A 19582-nucleotide genomic window follows, 5' to 3' on the forward strand; every position below is an offset into this window, starting at 1 on the left:
TAGGTGGAGGTGCGATGGACGTCACATGGGATCAGGTGTTCGCGTGGCGGATGCGCCGCGGCTTCGTCGACCGCCGCGACGCGGCCGGTGCGGTGCAGGTCGCCGAGCGGCTGGCCGGGGTGCAGGCGCAGGTGGCATCCGCGGCGGAGACCGCGGTGGCGCTACGACACCGGGGCGCACCCGGCGCGGTGGCCGCCGCGCTCGAGTCCGGTGAGCTGATGAAGACCTGGGCCATGCGCGGCACTTTGCACGCGCTGCCCCCCGATACCGCGGCGGCGGCACTGGCCCTGCTCGCCTCCGCGCGAACCTGGGAGAAACCCAGCTGGCAGCGCAACTTCGGTGCCACACCGGACGAGATGCGGGCGTTGACCGAGGCCGTCGCCGAACGACTCGACGGCGCCGTGCTCACCCGCTCCGAGCTGGTGGCCGCGTTACTGCGCGACAGCCGGTTCGCCGCGATGGCCGAGCAACTGAACTCCGGCTGGGGCGCGGTGCTCAAACCCCTGGCCTGGCAGGGCGCGCTGTGCCACGGTCCGGTGCGCGGCACTTCGGTGACCTTCACCGCACCGGCCGCGGGGGTACCGGGCTGGACCGGACTGCCCGCGCAGGACGTCGCCGCGCCGCGGCTGATCGACGCGTATCTGGGCGCTTACGGTCCTGGCACCCCGGAAGCGTTCAACGCGTGGCTGATTCGTGGCGCCCTGCGCAAAACGACGGTGCGGCAATGGTTCTCCGATCTCGGCGACCGGTTGACGGAAGTCGACGTGCAGGGGCGGCGAGCCTGGATCCGCACCGCCGACGCCGCGGAGCTGGCCGCGACCGATCCGGCCCCCGAGGTGCGGTTGCTCGGGCCGTTCGATCAGTACGTGCTGGGACCGGGCACCGGTGACACGGCATTGCTGCCCGCCGAACATCGGGCCCGGGTCAGCCGCACGGCCGGGTGGATTTCGGCCCTGGTGCTGGTCGGTGGGCGTATCGGCGGAACGTGGGAGATCGTCGACGATCGGATCGAGGTGAGCATATTCGACGCCGGCGGGGGAGTTGACCGTGATCTGCTGAACGCCGAGGTCGCCGAGGTCGCCCGGGCGACCGGCCGCGCGGAGCTGCGCCTGGGGTGATCGCGCTCAGGCGGTGACCTCGTCCGGACGCTCACCGCCGGCGGCCACGGCATGGCGCAGGGCCGCGAGTGTCGCGGCCCGGCCCACGTCCAGTGCTCGCAACAACACCGCCGAATCACGGGCCACGCGACCGATGTCGGGAGCGCCCAGGGGCGGTCGGATCTGCAGGAACGAGGGATCGGTGGCCATCAGCAGTTCGTCGGCGGCGTAGCGGTTCGAACGGTTCGCCCAGCTGCGCACCACGCCGGGACCGTAGCCGCCCAGTACGCGGCCCACCACCTTGCGTTCGAATTGCGAAGGACCGCTGGGGATTTCGTCCTCTCGACGGGTGCGCAACACCACGATGTGGGTGGCGCCCTGCGCGCGGGCGGTGTGAATCGGGACCGACTCCGACAGACCCGCGTCGACGTAGTGGCTACCGGCCAGCGCTACCGGACGCCCGGCCAGCACCGGCATACACGTGCTGGCCCGCAGTGCGCGCTGTAAGGAGCCGGTGTCGCGGATGTGCGGGCGCAGATCGACCGCGCGCCCGTCGGCGATATCGGTGCCGATGGGGTGAAAAGTCACCGCGCTGGTCAGGATCGCGGGGAAATCCATCGGAACGATGCGCTCGTAGACGGTGTGCACCAGATAACGGGTATCCACCACCGGGCCACCGCGCAGCGCCCGGGCCGGTGAGATGACGCGGCGCACGACATCGGCGTGCCAGGCCCGGCGAGCCCGGACCGCCCGCCCGCACAGCAACCACGCTCCGTTGAGCGCACCCGCCGACGCGCCGTAGACGGCGTCGAAGCACCCCAGAATCCCGAACTCCTCGAGTCCCATCACCATGCCGTGCGAGTAGGCGCCACGCGCGGAGCCGCCCTCGATCACCAGCGCCAGCCGGGCGCCGTCACCGTGCGCACCGGCCGCGGTGCCGGCCCGTAACCGCTGTGCGATCAACTCGGCGGGGCGCACAGGAGGCTGCACACTGTCCGGCATCGCACCACTCTTTCCTACTCACGAGTTCGATTCTGTCTATCACGGCCGCTCGCGCGGGCCGCCGTCGGCGTCGTCGGCGCGCAGGTAGGCTGCGCGAATGCGGATCGAATCGTCGCGCCGGCTCATCGATACCGTGGCGTGGGTGCTGATCGATAACGGGCGGATCCTGTGCGCGCGGCCGTGCGGCAAGCACGAGTTCTACATTCCCGGCGGTAAGCGCGAGGGGCAGGAGAGCGACCTGCAGACCTTGCTGCGGGAGATCGACGAGGAGCTCACGGTGGCTCTGATTCCCGAATCGGCGCGCCACGTCGGCACCTACGAGGCCGAACTACCTGGCGACACAACGGTTTCGGTGCGCATGGCCTGCTATACCGCCGACTACATCGGCACCCTCACCCCGAGCAGTGAAATCGCGGAGATCGCGTGGTTCGGATATGCCGAACGCGACGAGGTACCGCCGGTCGACCAGGCGTTGTTCGACGATCTGGTGGCGCGCGGACTGCTGCCGGAGGATTCGGTGGGCGACCGCTCAGTCGGGCAGTAGCGGCATCGACAGCCCCTCGCCTCGGCCCAGCAGGGCGGCGCGAGTGACAGTGCCGGCGCCGAACCGGTCACGCACCGCGTCCAGCGCGGCGTCCAAGGTGGTCTCGGCGCGGGTCTCCAAGGGAAGCGCCAACTGTCGGGGGTCGGAGTTCTGCAGGTTGGTCAGCGCCAGTCCGATCAAGGTCAGACCGCGCTCGCGAATCAGCGGTTGCGCGGTGGCCAGCAGGGTGCGGGCCGCACGCAGGATGGTCTCGCCGTCGTCGGTGGCCGCGGCCAGCGTGTGCGAGCGGGTGGCGCGGCTGAAATCGGCGAATCGCAAGCGCAGCACCACAGTCCGGCAGATTCGGTGCGCAGCGCGTAATCGATGGCCGAGGCGATCGGCCAGTCCGTGCAGGTAGGCCTCGACTTCCGCGGAGGAGCGCGGCCGGTTGCCCAGCGCCCGCTGTGCGCCGATCGAGCGGCGCCGCCGCCCGGTGTCCACCCGGCGGGGATCGCGCGCCCATGCCAGCGCGTGCAGGTGCCGGCCGGCGGCGCGCCCGAGCAGGCCGCTCAGTTCCATCGGATCGGTGTCGGCCAGCTGCCCGATCCGCACGATGCCGTGTTCGTGCAGCGTCCGCGCGGTCACCTCGCCGACGCCCCACAGCCGCTCCACCGGTAGCGGATGCAGGAATTCCAGCTCGCCGTCGGGTGGGACCAGCAGCAGCCCATCGGGTTTGGACACCGCACTGGCCACCTTGGCGAGGAATTTGCTGCGCGCCACCCCGACCGAGATGGGCAACCCGACCTCGGCGCGGACTCGTGCCCGCAAGGTGGCCGCGATATCGACCGGGGCACCCGAAATGCGGTGCAGTCCACCGACATCGAGGAATGCCTCGTCGATGGAGATACCTTCCACCTCGGGGGTGGTGTCGCGGAAGATCGCGAACACCTCACGGCTGGCCTGCGAGTACGCCTTCATCCGCGGCGGGACCACCACGGCATGCGGGCACAGCCGCAGCGCCTGACGTGCGTTCATCGGAGTGCGCACCCCGTACGCCTTGGCCTCGTAACTGGCCGCGAGCACCACCCCGCCGCCCACGATGACCGGACGCCCCCGCAACTGCGGCGCATCCCGCTGCTCGACCGAGGCATAGAAGGAGTCCAGATCGGCATGCAGAATCGCCGCCCGGTCCCGCCTGGATACCGACCGCTCCTTGTTCGATGCGAACATATGTTCGATACTACCGCCTCCGGCGAACGGAACCGCTCGGCAGGGTTGCTCGGTTTACGCTTCGAGCACACCGAGCCACGGCGCCGCCGACCCGGTCCCGAGGTCCCGGCGGTGGATGATCCCGCCGAGGACGAGGTGTGCGGGTGGTGTTGTCGGTGCTGTCCGGTGAAATGAGCGCCGCGCAGACAGCGCGACGGCGCGGTGCGAGCACGGTATCGGTCGGGATGTGGAAGCGGATGTTCCCGAGGCCGCGGCCGATGGGAGAACGCGCCACTGAAGCGTGCCGGATCGCGTGACCGGGGCCGGGTGGGTCTGAGAGGGTCGCCGTATGAAGATCGGTGTCGCACTTCCACAGATGGCTCCCGGCTACGGACCGGGTACGACGCTCGACTGGGCTCGGCGAATCGACGCGGGCCCGTTTTCGAGCGTTTCCGTGGGTGAGCGGGTGACGTTCTCGAATCCGGAGATGGTCGCGACGCTGGGTGCCTGCGCCGCGGTCACCGAGCGAGTGCGGGTGCTGGCGAACCTCTGGGTCCTTCCCCAGCACCCGATGGCGATGGTCGCCCAGCAGATCGGCACCCTCGATCAGCTCGCGAACGGCCGTTTCGAGGTAGCCGTCGGCGTCGGCGGTCGCGAGCACGACTACCGCGCTCTCGGCGCCGACTTCACACGGCGGCACCAGCGGCTCGACGACAAGGTCGCCGAGCTGAAGTCACTGCTCGCCGGCGAGCCCCCGTTCGAGGGCGCGGACCCGGTCGGGCCGGCGTGCGTGCAGCCGGGCGGGCCCATCATCCTCGCCGGCGCGATGGGGCCCAAGGCGATGCGTCGGGCGGCGCGGTGGGCCGACGGGATCTCCGGCTTCAGCATCCCGGGCGACGCCGAGGAGATCGCCAAGGCAGGCGAACTCGCCGACCGGTGCTGGGCCGAGGCCGGTCGTACGACGACCCCGCGCAAGGTCAGCGGGTGTTTCACCGCCTTGGGCGTCACCGATGCCTCCGAGGCGCTGCACTCCTTCACCGCTCGCTACCTCGGCTTCCTCGGACCCGACCTGGCCGACATGGTCGCCGCGTCGGCGCGCGCGTCGAGTCCCGAGGTGCTCGCCGGCATTCTCGACGGCGCGGAGCGCGCTGGATGCGACGAATTCATCCTGGTCCCGGCCGTCACCGACCCGAACTTCCTCGAGGTGGCGTCCGAGGTGGTGGCCGCACGGCCCCGGCGCGCGAAAAATCGTGCTGGATGACAACAGGCGCGTCGCCACGTTCGGCACCGCGGACCGATTTCTTCACAGGCGTGTCGCGGTGTGAACGAGGTCGGCCACGGCTTTGGATCTGCTGTGCGGTGGCCAAGCGATGACCGTCGTGACGGCCGGTGCGTCCGGCACGGGCACGACGGCATGGTCGTCGCGGAGCTGGGTTCGCAGCGACTCGGGCACGACGGCGCAGGCCAGTCCGAGCGCGATCAGTTGGAGTAACTGGGTATGGTCGCGCACCTGCGGGCCGGGGCCGTCCGGATAGCTGCCATCCCGTCCGGGCCAGCGCGGCAGGGGCAGGTTCGTCAGGGTGCCGACCTCGGCCAGCGGCATATGCGTCCGGTTGGCGAGGGGATGACCCGCGGGCAGGACCACGACCTGCTGTTCGGTGTGCAGGTCCTCGGTGTCGAATCCGGCTGTCGTGTCGTACGGCCGCTGGAGCAGAGCAACATCGGCTCGCCCAGTGCGTAGCAGGGCTTCCGGTTCGCCGGGTCCGCACAGCATCACCTCGACCGCCACGGCGCCCGGTTCGGCGGCGTAGGCGTGCAGCAGTTTCGACAACAGTTCCTTGGACGCTCCCGCCTTGACGGCCAGCACCACACCGGGCCGGTCGGCGGCGGCGCGGCGGGTACGGCGCTCGGCGGCTTCGACCGCTTCGAGAGCGAGCCGGGCCTCCTGTAGCAGTACCGACCCGGCCTCGGTCAAGGTGATCGCGCGAGCGGCGCGGTGCAGCAGGACGACTCCGAGCCGCCGTTCGAGCTGCTGGATGGCTCGCGAGAGTGGTGGTTGCGCGATCGCGAGCCGTTGTGCCGCCCGCCCGAAGTGCAACTCCTCGGCGACGGCGACGAAATATCGCATCTCCCGCGTCTCCATCAGGGCATGGTATCCGGCGCTCACCACGACCGATACCCGTGCGGTATCGCCGCCCACCCGATCGGTCTTGGACGCCGCCCCCGGAGCCGGAGCAAGCTCAGCGGTGTGAGTGAACAGACGATCGCGCTGGTGACCGGCGCGAACAAGGGAATCGGATACGAGATCGCCGCCGGGTTGGGCGCACTCGGCTGGCGAATCGGAGTGGGCGCGCGGGATCGGCAACGCCGCGACACCGCGGTGGAGACGCTGCGCGCGGCAGGCGCCGATGCGTTCGGCGTGCCGCTCGACGTGACCGACGACGACAGTGTGGCCGCGGCAGCCGAATTCATCGCCGACCGTGCCGGCGGGCTCGATGTTCTGGTCAACAACGCCGCGATCACCGGTGGTTCGCCGCAGACGCCGACCACGGTCGATCCCGCGACCGTGCGAATCGTTGTGGAAACCAACGTGATCGGGGTCATCCGCGTCACCAACGCGATGCTGCCGATGCTGCGCGCCTCGGCCTCACCGCGCATCGTCAACATGTCCAGCAGTGTCGGCTCGCTCACCCTGCAAACCACGCCGGGTCTGCCCAGTACCGAGATCGGTTCTTTTGCCATCACCGCATACATGGCATCGAAGACGTTTCTCAACGCCGTCACGATCCAATACGTCAAGGAGCTGAACGACACCGATATCTTGATCAACTCCGGCTGTCCTGGTTTCACCGCCACCGACCTCAACGGCTTTCGCGGCCTCCGTACTCCGCAACAGGGTGCGGCCATCGCGATTCGCCTCGCGACCCTGCCCGACGGCGGACCGACCGGCGGATTCTTCGACGACGCGGGAACGGTGGCCTGGTGACCGGCACTCCCGTGCGAACCGTTTCCGTTCCCGAAGTCGGCCGCGCATGGCACTCCGCAGGAGAAGAACGATGACGAAGGCAGTCAGGTACGACGAATTCGGTGGAATCGACGTCCTGCGGATCGACGAGGTCGACCGGCCCGTGCCCGGGGAAGGGCAGGTCCTCGTCCAGGTGCGAGCGGCAGGCATCAACCCCGGTGAGGCGGCATTGCGCACCGGCGCGATGACGCACATCTTTGCCTCGACCTTTCCGTCCGGGCAGGGCAGCGATCTCGCCGGAATCGTCGTCGAGATCGGCGCCGGAGCCGACCGATTCTCGCCCGGCGACGAGGTGATCGGCTTCACCGACCGGCGGGCAGCCCAGGCCGAGCTGGCCCTCGTCGACGTCGACAACCTCACCCCCAAACCGCCCAACGTCCCATGGGAGGTGGCGGGCGGCCTGTACATTGCCGGCGTAACCGCATGGGGGGCGGTGCATTCCGTACAGCTCGAGCAGGGCGAGACCGTTGTCGTCTCCGGAGCCGCCGGAGGGGTCGGCTCGTTCGCCGTTCAGCTCGCGCGCCGTGCCGGAGCCACGGTCATCGGCTTGGCGAGCGAGCGCAACCACGAGTGGCTGCGACGACACGGCGTGATCCCCGTCGCATACGGTGACGGTGTCACGGACCGGATCGAGGCGGCCGCACCGGGCGGCATCGATGCCTTCATCGACACCTACGGCGACGGCTACGTCGAATGTGCCCTCGGGCTCGGCGTCGCAGTCGAGCGGATCGACACCCTCATCGATTTCCCGGCAGCCGCGAAGCACGGGGTCAAGACCGAACCCGGGCCCAACGGCAGGCCGGGCGCCGAAGTCCTCGCCGAACTGGCCGGCCTGATCGCCGAGGGGCACCTCGAAGTCCCGATCGCGAACGTCTACCCGTTGACACAGGTTCGTCAGGCCTACACCGAACTCGAACGCAGACACACCCACGGCAAAATCGTGCTCACACCCTGACCGCATCGCCATGAAGCCGACGATCCGGTGATGGGCAGGCCCGACCCACGTCAGCCCGCGGCGTTCTTGCGCTGGTTGGCGTGGAAGCGCGCCTTCTTCTGACGATTCCCGCACGTATTCATGTCACACCATTTGCGGGTGCGGCTTCGGCTGGTGTCGAAGAAAGCGGCTCGGCAGGTCGGCGACGCGCACAGGGCCAATCGTCCGTCCCGTTCGCCCGCGATGATGCTGATCGCGTCGGCGGCTATCACACCCAGGGCATCTGCTACGCGGGAGCCCGAGCTCAGTCGCCATTGCCGCTTGCCCTCGGGCGTCAGGACGGCCGCCGCCCGACCTCGACTGCTGCAGTCGTTGATGACTCCGACAGCGAACGCGGGAAGAGCGTCTCGGAGCGCGGCCGCTGTCGCGGCGGCATGAATCGATTCCCTCAGTTCCCGAGCGAGTTCGAGTTGGGCGGTGGTGCAGGACTCCACGGCCAGGCCGTTCACCGCCAGCCAGTCGACGAGTCGCTGCGGGGTGGGAATGCGCTCCACAGCGTCGCCGCGACGCTCCGTCAGTGTCGCCGTGAAGCTGGTCGCCAGCACGCTGCCGAGGCGAAAGTCGGGGAACCCAGCAGGCATGGAACCACCTTAGCCGGTTGCACGCGGATATCAGGACATGTTAGAACCGTCTTAGCCGGTTCTCGAAAGACCGCGGCCGGTTTCCCCGATGGCCAGGAGGTCTCATGCCCCGCCCAACCGGTGACGTGCGAGCATTCGAAGCCCACGCACCCGACGCCGAGCTCGACGATCTACGCGCGCGATTGGCCGCGGCGCGGCTGCCGGAGGCCGAGACGGTTTATCGCGCCGCGCCCGGCCCCGGCCGATGGGAGCAGGGTGTTCCCCTGGCCGACCTCGTCGATGTCGTGGACTACTGGCGCACCGGGTACGACTGGCGGGCGTTCGAAGAGCGCCTGAATCGAATCGGCCAGTTCCGCACGAGGATCGACGGTCTGGGAATCCACTTCCTGCACCGCCGATCCACGCGCGCGGATGCCACTCCGCTGATCGTGACGCACGGTTGGCCGGGCAGCATCGCCGAGTTCATCGATGTCGTGGACGAGCTGGCAGATCCGGCCAGGGCGGACGCGCCGGCGTTCCACGTCGTGGTCCCATCGCTACCGGGGTTCGGTTACAGCGACAAACCGGCCACCACCGGATGGGGAACCGAGAAGATCGCGGCGGCATGGGTGGAACTGATGGGACGGCTCGGCTACCGCACGTTCGTCGCGCACGGCGGCGACTGGGGAGGGAATATCAGCACGGTTCTCGCCGGCAGGTTCCCTGAGCACGTGCTCGGCATCCACACCACGTTCGCGGAGGCGCCGCCCGGGTTGACAACGGACGGGCTGACGGCGGTCGAGCGCGAGTGGGCCGAGGAGACCCGCGATTTCTGGGGCGGATCGCCGACGCGTCATCGCGCGGCGTACGCGAAGCAGCAGGCGACCCGACCGCAGACCATCGGCTATTCGCTCGTCGACTCACCGGTCGGGCTTCTGGCCTGGATCCTCGACAAGTTCGCCGAGTGGAGCGATACCGAAGACAGCCCGTTCGAGACGATTTCCAGGGACAGGATTCTCGACGACGTCACCCTGTATTGGCTGACGCGGACCGGCGCCTCGGCGGCCCGCATCTACTACGAAAGCCACAACTCACTCGACCCCGAACTTCGCGTCGACGTCCCGTCGGCAATCACCATGTATCCCCGCGACATCGACAAGTGCCCGCGCCCCTGGGCACAGCAGCGGTACCGACAGATCGTCCGATGGAGTTCGCCCGAAACGGGGGGACATTTCCCGTCGCTGGAGGTTCCCGGGTATTTCGTCGACGACCTGCGAGAGGGCTTGGCGGCGGTGTTGGACACACGCCGGGTTCGCACCCGGTGAGGGGCCGACATCCGTTCTGCCGGTTGATCTTCGGCGGGCCGGTCAGGATCGACCCGCATTCATCGATGGGTCCCAGCTGCTGACTCGGGACGGATGGGCTGCGGCGGGAAAGGCCGGACCGGCGTAGCCGGACGCTCCAGTGGATCCACCCCGGTGAGGGCGGCGCTGGCGGTCCAGAGCGCGGCGGCGGTATCGAGGTCGGTCATATGCGCGCGGGGTGTCTCGCGGTGTGGTCGTCCGCGAAGACCGAAAACCCTTGGCCCCCACAGTTGCCCGCCGGTGATCTCGATGTCCAGGACGGCTCGGACGCTACTTTCGGCCCCCGCCTGCTTACCCTGCACGACGATGCCCGCGGGCAGTGCGCGCAGACGCTGGGTGGTGCTGCGGACGAACAACGGCGGCCGTGACGGGGTCAGCGCGTCCAGGGCGCCGCCGGGGTGGACGACGACTGCGGCGGTGTCGGCGCCGCGTGCCCGCAGCCGGCGATCCAGTTCGAAACCGAACAGCATCTGCGCCAGTTTCGATCGCCCGTAGGTGCGTTTGGACCGATAGTCGCGCTCCGACTGCAGATCGGCGAGATCCAGCCGTTCCGATCGCGCGGCGAAGCTGCCCACCGTGATCACCCGGCTGCGCGGCGCGGCGGCCAGCAGTGGCCCCAGATGGGCGACCAGCGCGAAGTGCCCGAGATGATTTGTCGCGAACATCAATTCGTGTCCCTGAGCGGTCATGCGGCGTTCGGGGCCCGACAGGAGCACTCCGGCATTGAGCACGACCGCGTCCAGGCTGTCCACGCCGAGGGCGTCCACCGCCGCAGGCAGCGAGGACAGATCCGCCAGGTCCATGCGCACCGATCGCATGCGAGCGTCCCGAACCCGCGCCCGGATCGCGCGCATCGCGAGATCGGCCTTAGCGGTGTCACGACAGCCCAGTACGACGGTGGCGCCCTCGGCCGCCAGTTGCTCGGCCGCGAAGTATCCGATACCGGCGCTGGCGCCGGTCACCAGAATCGTTTTCCCCTCGGCTCGACGGCCGCTGTGCCACGTCATGTCCCCGACACTGACACCGGCGCCTTGCATCGCCCTTACATCGCACTGGCGCGCGGACCCACACCGATCGGCGTACCCGAGCGGCAGCGGTGGAGCATGCGCCGTGGCTCGGCCCGGTCGGCTTCAGGTAGCGGTCAGCAGCGGTTCCAGATAGCGGATCGCGTAGTCGCGCAGCCGTTCCTCGGAGTCCAGCAGCGGCGGCGCGTCCGGCGTCAGCACCAGAGAGTGGATGAGCCGGACGATGGTGGTGGCGTAGAACTCGGCCGGCTCTCCCGCGTCGAGGCCGAGCTGCGCCCGGCTCGTGGTCACCTGCTCGGTGACGAAGGCGGTGGCGATGCGCAGTATGTCGCCGGCCTCGAGGGTGAGCCATCCGAGCACCTCGTCGCGGTCCACCGCGACGAGCCGGCGCAGCAGTGGATGGTCGCGCAGGGTGGTGACGGTGACGATGAACCCCCGGGTGTGCCGTTCCAGGGGATCGGCGATATCGCCGACACCGGCCTCGATCTCGGCCAGGGTGCGGCGCACCTCGTGGGAGAGCGCGGCCCGCGTGATCTCCTCGCGCCCGCCCATCCGCCGGTAGAGAGTGGCCCGGTTCACGCCGGCCCGTTTGGCGATGTCGTCGGCGCTGGTCCGACGAATGCCGACCAGTGAGAACTGTTCCAGGGCGGCCTCTTTGATGCGGATGTCCAAGGCGTCGTCGGGTTCGACAGCTGTGACCAGGGCCTGCAGCGACAACGGGGATTCCACCGAGCGCACCTCCTGACCGGATACTACCCACTGTGCGACAGAACGACAAAATATGTCGCATAGTCTTGCGACAAAGAGAGATCATATGTTGCACTCTTCGGCAGTTGTTTTCCGATGACATGGAGGCCCTGCCGTGAGCGGCGCAGCACAGACCGAACCGTCGACCACCGTGCCCGAGGGAGCGCCCCTGGGGCCCGGCTCACTGCTGTGGGAGTACTTCGGCGACCGCCGCCTCAAACTGTTCTTCGGGCGTTCGGGCACCCTGCAGAACATGCACCCCGCCGTTTCCGCGGCGCTGCAACAGCATTCGAACTTCTTCGACGACCCGTGGGATCGACTGCTGCGCTCGGTGCCGCGGATCGAGGATTCGATCTACGATCCGCCCGAATCCGACGCTGCGGCGCGTGTGCGCGACTACCATCGCGACATCAAAGGCGTCGACCAGCACGGACAGCGGTATCACGCCCTCAACCCCGACATCTTCTGGTGGACGCACGTCACCTTCGTCGAGGCCGTCATGACCATGAACGAGCACTTCGGCACGCCGCTCACCGATGCGCAGAAGCAGCAACTGTGGGCCGAGAGCGTGACCTGGTGGGAACGCTACGGGCTGTCCATGCAGCCGGTATTCGGGACCTACGAAGAGTTCCAGGCGTATTGGTCGCAGATGCTGGCCGAAGAGCTCGAGGCCAACGAGACCACCGACTTCGCGCTACGGTCCGCGGTCATCCCGATTCCGCCGGTGCCCGGGGTTCCGCAGTGGGTGTGGACGGTGATCCGGCGGCCGTTCATGGAATTCAATGTGTGGCTGCTGGCCGCGCTCATGCCCGAGCGTGGACGCGAGATCCTCGGCATCGAGTGGAGCCGGCGCGACGAGCTGGGCTTGCGGGCACTGTCGGGTGCGATCCGCACGACCTGGCGGCTGGTACCCCGGCCGCTGCGCTACGACCGGCGGGTCTACCGCAAGATCGTGGCCGCCGAGCAGGCCGACGGGTAGCCGTCGCGGCCGTCGGTTCAAATGCTCGGTCCGGAATCCGCCAGCACAGCCTCCCCGGACGGCGACAGACTGGGACGCGTGACTACCACGACGATGACTCACACCGCTATCGAGCCGGGCATTCTCTACTTCGGCACGCCGGTAGTACTGATCTCGACGGTGAACGAGGACGGCAGTGCGAATCTATCGCCGATGTCGTCGGTCTTCTGGCTCGGGTGGCGGGCCGTGCTCGGACTGGGCGCGGGCTCCAAGACGCCGCAGAACATGATCCGCACCGGAGAGTGCGTGCTGAATCTGCCTTCCGACGCGCTGGCCTCGGCGGTGGACAGGCTGGCGCTGACCACCGGCAGCAACCCGCTGCCGGAGCTGAAGCGCGAGCGCGGATACCGTTACGAGCCCGACAAATTCGGCACGTCCGGACTGACACCTGCCGCGTCGGAAACAGTTTCGCCGCCGCGAGTGGCTGAATGCCCGGTCGCGATGGAGGCCGTGGTCGAGGCCGTGCATCCGCTGGCGGCCGACGATCCGCGCCAGGAGGGCCACGTGACATGTATCGAGGTACGGGTCCAGCGCGTGCATGTGCACGACGACATCCGGATGGCGAACACGACCGACCGCATCGACCCGGACGCCTGGCGGCCACTGATCATGAGCTTCCAGCAGTTCTACGGCCTCGGCCCCCGCGTGCATTCGTCACAGCTGGCCCAGGTTCCCGAAGATCTCTACCGGACACCCGATATCGAGCGGGCAGCGGCCTCCTGAGTGCATCCCATCGGGATGTCATCCGACACGCCTGGCGACCGCCGCTGTCGAGCGCTCGGATCACCATGAGCGCGCTCGCACACGGCGATCGATGTCAGCGGGGGTCGATGGTGACCGGCATGTGGCGCACGCCGGTGTGCTTGTTGCTGCGAACGTATTCGACGGGCCCGGTGAGCGTGAGGGTTTCGACGCGGTCCAGCAGGACGTCGAACAGCACCCGTATCTCCATCCGCGCCAGTGCGGCGCCGAGACAGAAATGCACGCCCCGCCCGAAGGCCAGATGGGGATTGGGATCGCGGCTGATGTCGAAGGTGTCGGGGCGGTCGAAGACCGTCTCGTCACGGTTGGCCGAGGTCCACCACAGTGTCACCTTGTCACCCGCGCTGATGTGCTGATCACCGACGACGACGTCGCGGGTGGCGGTGCGCCGGTTGTATGGCGTCGATGACGCCCACCGCAGTATCTCCTCCACCGCGGACGGGAGCAGACGTCGATCGTGTCGCAGCCGTTCCCACGCCCGGCGGTCTTCGCTCAGGGCCGACATCCCCAAGGCGATGGAATTGCGGGTGGTCTCGCTCCCCGCGGCGACGATCAGGCTCAAGAACATCCGTTGCTCGTTCTCGGTCAGGGGCTCGTCGTCGATGCGCGCGTGTGTCACGATCGACAGCAGATCCGTGCCCGGCCGGGCACGTTTGCGTTCGAGCAGCCCGGTGCCGTAGGCGAACATGCGGGCCTGCGCTCGCGTCAGCCGGTCGTCGAGCTGGCCGACCTCGCGCTCGTCGTAGTCGAGGGTGACATCGGCCCAGTCCATGAGCTCGTGACGATCCGCCTGCGGCACCCCGGCGAGCTCGGCCACGGCCTGCAGGGGAAGCTCGGCGGCCACGTCGACGAGGAAGTCGCAGTCGCGGCGGGCGAGTGCCGCGTCCACGATGCCGATTGCCCGCCGGCGCAGATCGTCCTCCATGGCCCGCAGGGCGCGTGGTGTCGTGCTGGGCGCCAATAGTTTTCGGACCTGCGCGTGCCGCGGATCGTCGGTCATGTTCAGTAACGAACCGACCGCGAAGCCCAGCGGCATGTCCTCCAGGGTGGTGCCGCCGCCGTCGCGGCCGCCGCCGGTCTCGGAGGAGAAAGTGGCAGCGTCGTTGGCCGCGCGCACGATATCGGCGTAGCGACTGAGCACCCAGAAGCCGTCACCTCCCGGAGTGTGGGCGGTGGGCGGATGAAACCAGACCGGCGCCTCGCCGCGCAGGCGGGCGAAGACGTCGTGCGGGAACCCACCGACGAATCGGTCCAGATCGGTGAGGTCGATGTCGTTGTCCATCGGCGCGTAACCCTCCTCGTCCGTCACACCTCACGATCTTGAGGGGTCGAGCCGGCGAGACACCCGGCTTTCGGCGAAACCGGGACCGGGCGGTGGCGCGCTCATCGCCTGCCGCGGAAGGTGCGGCGCAGGTCGGCGGTCCACAGATCCGGAATTTCCCAGGGAATGAAGTGGCCACCGCGATCGTGGACGGTGAGGTTGACGTGGTTGTACCACCGGGCACGATCGCCGGTGCGGAAGTGCCGGACACGCTCGGCGGTGCTGATGCCGGGCGGATTCTCGTAGCCGACGAAGGTGATCCCGGTGGGCGCCTGCACGACCGGCAAGCGGTCGTGGGACGGAGTCCACGGGTAGCGATTGTTGTTGGCGTAGAGGCGAATCGAGGTACCGATGGTGCCGGTGACCCAGTAGATGGTGGCGTGGGTGAGAAGATCGTCTCGGCTGAACACGGTCTCGATATCGCCACCGTTGTCGCTCCACGCGGACCACCGTTCCAGGATCCAGGCCAGCATCCCCGCCGGGGAATCGGACAGGGCGTGGGCGAGGGTGCTGGGGGCGAGCAGATGTGCGGCCAGGTGGACGGCGAAGCGGCTGTCCAGCTCCACGATTCGCGCGCGTACCTCGGCGGGAACGCCCTCGGGAATCGGTTGTCCGCCACTGAAGTCCCAGGCGCGGTCACCGTTGAACAGGGTGAGTTTCAACCCGGATCCGATGTGGATGGCATACAACTCGTCGGCGTATTTGTGGCCGAGTTGCGCGGTGACCAGCGCACCCACGTCGCACCCGGCGGCACCGTACTTCCGGTGGCCCAGGACATCGGTCATGAGTGTGTGCCAGAGGTCGGCGACCTTCCAGAAGTTCAGATCCGGGCGGTTCAGCAAGGGGCTGGAGAATCCGAAGCCGGGAAACGACGGGACGATCACGTCGAACGCCTCGGCCGGATCGCCGCCATGCGCTCCTGGATCCGCCAGTTGGTCGGCGACCTTGGACCAGTGCCAGAACGTCCAGGGCCAGCCGTGCGTCAGGATCAGCGGCGTCGGATTCGTCCCGACGCCGGGCCTGCGCATGAAATGCACCGGCACTCCGTCGATGTCGACCCGGTAGTGCTGATAGATGTTGATCTGGGCTTCGGCCGCGCGCCAGTCGTATCCGCTGCGCCAGTAGTCGACGAGTTCCTGGAGATAGCCGCGGGGCACGCCGTAGTACCCGTCGTCGTTGCCGACATCGTCGGGCAGCCGGGTCAGATCCAGGCGCTGCCGCAGGTCGGAGAGGACGTTGTCGGGGACGTGAATCTCGGTCGGCGTCAAGGGGAACGGTCGGGGATCGCGGGTGCTGTCGCTCATCTGGCCTCCTGCGCCGTGGGATGCCCACACTTTACATAAGCAACTTATTTAAGCAACTTCTATAAGTTCCGGATATAGTTGGCCGCGTGGACGACATCGACGATTTCGACGTGGACACCTTCGCCCTGGCGATCGAGGACTTCAACCGCGTCTACATCCGCATCCCGATGCGGGAGAAACTGCCGTTCACCACCCTGTCGGTGCTCGACACCCTGGCTCAGCGGGGACCGGTGCGGCTGACCGATCTGACCGAGACCGAGCAGATGACCCAGCCCGGTATCACCCAACTCATCGCACGCTTGGAGCGCGACGGGCTGGTGCTGCGCCGCCGTCATCCCGGCGACGGCCGGGCCGTGATCGTGCACCTCACCGAGGCGGGCCGGCGGGTGCGGCAGAGCCGCCACGACGACCGGGTTCGACATCTGGCCCCGACGGTTCGCCAGCTGAGCCCGGCCGAGCGCCGGGCACTCGCGGCCGCGCTGCCCGTCCTCACCCGCCTCGCCCAACTGGAGCGAGAGCGCTGACACAGCCGGTCCGCCCGCGCTGAGCGCGGAGGGCGGGCAACCTGTCCGCACCGGCACATCGCCGACCCGTTACCGCGGCAGTGCGCCGACGGCGGCCGCGCTGTCGCGCAGCGCTTCGATCACCGCCGACATCGCCGGCGTGGGTGCGGTGGGCATGCGGATCAGCGAGACTCGGCGCATTTCAGCGGCGGCGCGGCAGTGCGGACCGGTGACCACGCGCAGGCACACCACCCCGTCCGGCGGTGCGGAGAACAGTCCCGCGGGCACCGTGGTCAGCCCGCAGCCCGCGGCCACCAGCGCCAGTTTGGTGAGCCAGTCGCGGGCGCGATGCACAATGCGAGGACGGCCGGGCAGACCCGGCCACACCCCGAGCAGCGGTTCCGTGCCGGCCGCAGGGCTCGCGATCCACGCGGCGCCGGAGAGTTCGTCGACGGTGACCGTGCTGCGCCCGGCGAACCGATCGGCGGGTGCGGCCACCAGCAGTTCCACGTCGGTGAGATGGTCGACGGCCAGCTGCGGTAGTTCGGTGTCGGGCGGCAGGTGCGGTGGACGTGAGGTGATCACGGCCAGTTGGGTGCTGGTAAGGATCGTGTCACCAGGTACATGAAGCCTGCGTGAATCGGGGTTGCGAACCCGTTGGTGCGGTGTAGCTTTCGCGCGTGATGAGGGAGCTGGACCAGGACGAGCTGATCGACCGGTGGACGCTGCTGGGCAAGGAACCGGACCTGGTCGCCACGAAGCGAGGTGCGGCGACGCTCGGATTCGGGCTGATGCTGCGGTTCTATACCGAGCGGGGCCGGTTTCGGCGTGGGTGTGCCGAAATCCCTGACGCCGCGGTTGATGACGTTGCCCGCCAGGTAGGGGTGGAGCGAACCGAGATCGCGTTCTACGACTTCACGGGCCGCACCAGCAAGGCGCACCGGACGCAGATCCGGGAGTCGCTGGGGTATCGGGAATGCAGTGTGAGCGACGCCGAGGAGATCGTGGGGTGGCTGGTCGAGCACGTGCCCCGGCGTGAGCCCAGTGGCGAACGGGTTCGGGAACACCTGTTGGCGCGATTGCGCGAGGTGAAGGTGGAGCCACCTACGGCCGGGCGGATCGAGCGGATGGTGCGCTCGGCGCTGCACCGCGGTGAGGAACTGCTGTTCACGCAGGTCAACGTCAGACTGCCGGAGCCGGTCCGAGCGCGGCTGCTGGCGTTGATCGCACCGGTCGGCGGTGGCGAGGAAACCCTGGACGGTGACGCCGAGGACGGGCCGGCGGTGCTGGCGGCGATCCGGTCGGACCCAGGCGACGTCAGCCTGAACACGATGCTGACCGAAATCGCCAAGCTGGACGCGGTCTGCGCGGTCGGGGAACTCGATCATCTACTACGGCAAGACCTCCGAAATCGCGTCCAACCGGCGCGACGAACAGGAAATGAGTGTGCTGTGCCTGCGGATCTGCCAGGCCGCCCTGGTCTATGTCAACGTCCTGATGATCCAGGATATGGGGAGGTCAAGCTGAACATGAACAGCCGTCTCACTTTGGCGGATTCTTGAACAACTGACCGACCCCCTCGGTGACCGAGATCAGGCTCAGCGCGAGATGTATTCGCGCAGTTTGCCTTTGACACCTGCAATCCGCGTAGTTCGGGGGTTCTGGAGGTGCGCGACACCCCTGTTCTGGCCACGGTGTCCCGCAATCACACTTCACCGACCCGTTGCAGCAGACTCACAAGTTGCCGGCGTTCGGCCCCGCTGAGATGCCTGGTGACCACGGTTTCAGCGTCGCGCCACGCGGCTCGCACCGAATCGACCGCCTGTAGTCCCCGCGCGGACAGACGCAGTCGGATCACCCGCCGGTCGGAGTCGTCGGGGCTCCGTTCCACGAAGCCGGAACGCTCCATACGGCTGATGGCCTTGGCGACGGTGGGCTGCTCGATACCCATGCGCTCCACCAACTCGGCCTGCGTCGACCCCGGATTCTCATGGAGGTCGACAACGATGAGTTCTTGGCCGGGGTGCAGCCCGAGCTCGGCGAGGCGATGCGTCAGATCGACCCGGTGCACGCGCGCGGCGAGAGCGAGAGCGTAGCCGATGGGACCGACGTCGCGAGCGATGTCGCGGCCCGATCCACGCGGAAGCGGTTCCATAGCCGACTATTATACAGTCGGCTATTATATGTCCGGCTATGTAATTTGATATTCCCGGAGGCGTAATGGTTCATCTCCTGCACATTGATACCAGTCCCAGAAGGAACTCCTTCTCCCGCGAAGTCTCGGCAGTGTTCGCCGCCGAATGGCGCACCGGACACCCCGGCGGTGACTACACCTACCGGGATCTGGGTGCCGATCCCGTGCCGCCGGTCGACGAGGCCCGCACCGAGATCGCGATCCAGGCATCCGCCGCGGGAATCCGAGAGCTGACCGGCATGTCGAACGTGGTGCGGACACTGGCGCAGGAGAGAAGTTGGGCGGTGAGCCGGCCACTCATCGAAGAACTGCTCGCCGCCGATGTCCTGCTGATCGCGAGCCCGATGTACAACTTCTCAGTCCCCTCGACGCTCAAGGCGTGGATCGACCAGATCTCGTTTCCCTGGCTGCCCCTGGCCGGGCGGGCCGCCGTCGTGGTCACCGCCAGGGGCGGCTCATACGCGCCGGGAACACCACGTGCACCGTACGACTACCAAGAGCCCTACCTGCGGGCCTACTTCGAGACACTCGGGCTCACGGATCTGCATTTCATCCATACGGAACTGACCAACGCACTGCACGTCCCGTTCCTCGCCGAGTTCAAGGACGCTCACCAGACCTCGCGAGCCGCCGCGTTGAAAGCCGCTGCCGCGCTCGCCACCTCGATCGGCCGACGGCTCCAACCGTCGAGCTGAGCTCCTGCGACAACTTCATTCGGGCGCTCGCTCGCAAGCCCGGAAACAACGGAAATCGGAGAAACATGGATACAGGGATGAAGGGCCGTGTGGTACTGGTGACCGGAGCCTCCAAAGGCATAGGCGCTGGGCCGCGGGCACACCGACCCGGCGACTGTCCGATCCCGACGATGTCGCCCGCCTGATCGTGTTCCTGGGATCGGAGGCCAACCGCAACCTCACCGGAGAGGTCCTCCGAG

The 19582-nt window shown here is 68.1% G+C and carries 21 protein-coding genes; 11 read left to right on the forward strand and 10 right to left on the reverse strand.

Features of this window, described 5'->3' with window-relative positions; genetic code table 11:
* Positions 1-14: 14 nt before the first annotated feature.
* Positions 15-1118, forward strand: a complete 1104-nt coding sequence (locus LKD76_RS16460) for a winged helix DNA-binding domain-containing protein (protein WP_227982211.1) — start codon at positions 15-17, stop codon at positions 1116-1118.
* A gap of 6 nt (positions 1119-1124) precedes the next feature.
* On the opposite strand, the gene LKD76_RS16465 is transcribed toward LKD76_RS16460, so the two are convergent.
* Positions 1125-2099 carry a patatin-like phospholipase family protein gene (locus LKD76_RS16465; RefSeq protein ID WP_227982212.1) on the reverse strand — a complete coding sequence of 325 codons (975 nt, stop codon included), beginning with the start codon at positions 2097-2099 and terminating at the stop codon, positions 1125-1127.
* 97 nt (positions 2100-2196) lie between these two features.
* Between LKD76_RS16465 and LKD76_RS16470 the strand changes: the two genes are divergently transcribed.
* A complete protein-coding gene (locus LKD76_RS16470; protein ID WP_227982213.1) occupies positions 2197-2643 on the forward strand; it encodes an NUDIX hydrolase in 447 nt (148 codons plus the stop codon).
* Here the strand turns inward: LKD76_RS16470 and dinB are convergent.
* Positions 2629-3852 (reverse strand): DNA polymerase IV, encoded by a 1224-nt coding sequence (gene dinB / locus LKD76_RS16475; RefSeq protein ID WP_227982214.1) that lies wholly within the window; start codon positions 3850-3852, stop codon positions 2629-2631. The genes LKD76_RS16470 and dinB overlap by 15 nt on opposite strands.
* A 328-nt stretch (positions 3853-4180) precedes the next feature.
* Between dinB and LKD76_RS16480 the strand changes: the two genes are divergently transcribed.
* Complete coding sequence (locus tag LKD76_RS16480; protein WP_227982215.1) at positions 4181-5092, forward strand: LLM class flavin-dependent oxidoreductase; 912 nt, start codon at positions 4181-4183, stop codon at positions 5090-5092.
* Positions 5093-5134: 42 nt separating this feature from the next.
* Here LKD76_RS16480 and LKD76_RS16485 read toward each other — a convergent pair whose 3' ends face one another.
* Positions 5135-5974 carry a LysR family transcriptional regulator gene (locus LKD76_RS16485; RefSeq protein WP_227982216.1) on the reverse strand — a complete coding sequence of 280 codons (840 nt, stop codon included), beginning with the start codon at positions 5972-5974 and terminating at the stop codon, positions 5135-5137.
* A 105-nt stretch (positions 5975-6079) separates the two neighbouring features.
* Between LKD76_RS16485 and LKD76_RS16490 the strand changes: the two genes are divergently transcribed.
* Together LKD76_RS16490 and LKD76_RS16495 are read left to right on the forward strand one after the other, a co-directional pair.
* Positions 6080-6817 carry an SDR family oxidoreductase gene (locus LKD76_RS16490; protein ID WP_227982217.1) on the forward strand — a complete coding sequence of 246 codons (738 nt, stop codon included), beginning with the start codon at positions 6080-6082 and terminating at the stop codon, positions 6815-6817.
* Between the two features lie 70 nt (positions 6818-6887).
* On the forward strand, positions 6888-7811 hold the full coding sequence (locus LKD76_RS16495; protein ID WP_227982218.1) for an NADP-dependent oxidoreductase: 924 nt from the start codon (positions 6888-6890) through the stop codon (positions 7809-7811).
* 50 nt (positions 7812-7861) lie between these two features.
* Here LKD76_RS16495 and LKD76_RS16500 read toward each other — a convergent pair whose 3' ends face one another.
* Positions 7862-8431 (reverse strand): CGNR zinc finger domain-containing protein, encoded by a 570-nt coding sequence (locus LKD76_RS16500; RefSeq protein WP_227982219.1) that lies wholly within the window; start codon positions 8429-8431, stop codon positions 7862-7864.
* Positions 8432-8535: 104 nt separating this feature from the next.
* Here LKD76_RS16500 and LKD76_RS16505 point away from each other — a divergent pair, with 104 nt between their 5' ends.
* Positions 8536-9735, forward strand: coding sequence for an epoxide hydrolase family protein (locus LKD76_RS16505; RefSeq protein WP_227982220.1), 1200 nt, complete (start codon positions 8536-8538; stop codon positions 9733-9735).
* Positions 9736-9794: 59 nt separating this feature from the next.
* Here LKD76_RS16505 and LKD76_RS16510 read toward each other — a convergent pair whose 3' ends face one another.
* Together LKD76_RS16510 and LKD76_RS16515 are read right to left on the reverse strand one after the other, a co-directional pair.
* The gene (locus LKD76_RS16510) at positions 9795-10781 is read right to left on the reverse strand and encodes an SDR family NAD(P)-dependent oxidoreductase (protein WP_227982221.1); all 987 of its coding nucleotides are present in this window, start codon (positions 10779-10781) and stop codon (positions 9795-9797) included.
* A gap of 123 nt (positions 10782-10904) precedes the next feature.
* Complete coding sequence (locus LKD76_RS16515) at positions 10905-11528, reverse strand: TetR/AcrR family transcriptional regulator (RefSeq protein WP_227982222.1); 624 nt, start codon at positions 11526-11528, stop codon at positions 10905-10907.
* A 133-nt stretch (positions 11529-11661) separates the two neighbouring features.
* Between LKD76_RS16515 and LKD76_RS16520 the strand changes: the two genes are divergently transcribed.
* Positions 11662-12525 (forward strand): oxygenase MpaB family protein, encoded by an 864-nt coding sequence (locus LKD76_RS16520; RefSeq protein ID WP_227982223.1) that lies wholly within the window; start codon positions 11662-11664, stop codon positions 12523-12525.
* A gap of 78 nt (positions 12526-12603) precedes the next feature.
* On the forward strand, positions 12604-13287 hold the full coding sequence (locus tag LKD76_RS16525) for a flavin reductase family protein (protein ID WP_227982224.1): 684 nt from the start codon (positions 12604-12606) through the stop codon (positions 13285-13287).
* Between the two features lie 94 nt (positions 13288-13381).
* Here LKD76_RS16525 and LKD76_RS16530 read toward each other — a convergent pair whose 3' ends face one another.
* Both LKD76_RS16530 and LKD76_RS16535 read right to left on the reverse strand, forming a co-directional pair.
* Positions 13382-14608 carry a cytochrome P450 gene (locus tag LKD76_RS16530; protein ID WP_227985266.1) on the reverse strand — a complete coding sequence of 409 codons (1227 nt, stop codon included), beginning with the start codon at positions 14606-14608 and terminating at the stop codon, positions 13382-13384.
* Positions 14609-14709: 101 nt separating this feature from the next.
* A complete protein-coding gene (locus LKD76_RS16535; protein ID WP_227982225.1) occupies positions 14710-15951 on the reverse strand; it encodes an epoxide hydrolase family protein in 1242 nt (413 codons plus the stop codon).
* Between the two features lie 86 nt (positions 15952-16037).
* Here LKD76_RS16535 and LKD76_RS16540 point away from each other — a divergent pair, with 86 nt between their 5' ends.
* Entirely contained in the window at positions 16038-16475 is a 438-nt protein-coding gene (locus tag LKD76_RS16540; RefSeq protein ID WP_227982226.1) for a MarR family winged helix-turn-helix transcriptional regulator, read from the forward strand.
* A 69-nt stretch (positions 16476-16544) separates the two neighbouring features.
* On the opposite strand, the gene LKD76_RS16545 is transcribed toward LKD76_RS16540, so the two are convergent.
* Positions 16545-17039, reverse strand: coding sequence for a LysR substrate-binding domain-containing protein (locus LKD76_RS16545; RefSeq protein WP_227982227.1), 495 nt, complete (start codon positions 17037-17039; stop codon positions 16545-16547).
* 98 nt (positions 17040-17137) lie between these two features.
* On the opposite strand from LKD76_RS16545, the gene LKD76_RS32420 reads away from it, so the two are divergent.
* A complete protein-coding gene (locus LKD76_RS32420; RefSeq protein WP_255661607.1) occupies positions 17138-18016 on the forward strand; it encodes a DUF4158 domain-containing protein in 879 nt (292 codons plus the stop codon).
* 143 nt (positions 18017-18159) lie between these two features.
* On the opposite strand, the gene LKD76_RS16560 is transcribed toward LKD76_RS32420, so the two are convergent.
* The gene (locus tag LKD76_RS16560) at positions 18160-18609 is read right to left on the reverse strand and encodes a MarR family winged helix-turn-helix transcriptional regulator (protein ID WP_227982228.1); all 450 of its coding nucleotides are present in this window, start codon (positions 18607-18609) and stop codon (positions 18160-18162) included.
* 65 nt (positions 18610-18674) lie between these two features.
* On the opposite strand from LKD76_RS16560, the gene LKD76_RS16565 reads away from it, so the two are divergent.
* Positions 18675-19343 (forward strand): FMN-dependent NADH-azoreductase, encoded by a 669-nt coding sequence (locus LKD76_RS16565; RefSeq protein WP_227982230.1) that lies wholly within the window; start codon positions 18675-18677, stop codon positions 19341-19343.
* The last annotated feature ends 239 nt before the right edge of the window (positions 19344-19582 follow it).

It is taken from the genome of Nocardia spumae (assembly GCF_020733635.1).
GTDB classification, from domain to species: domain Bacteria; phylum Actinomycetota; class Actinomycetes; order Mycobacteriales; family Mycobacteriaceae; genus Nocardia; species Nocardia spumae.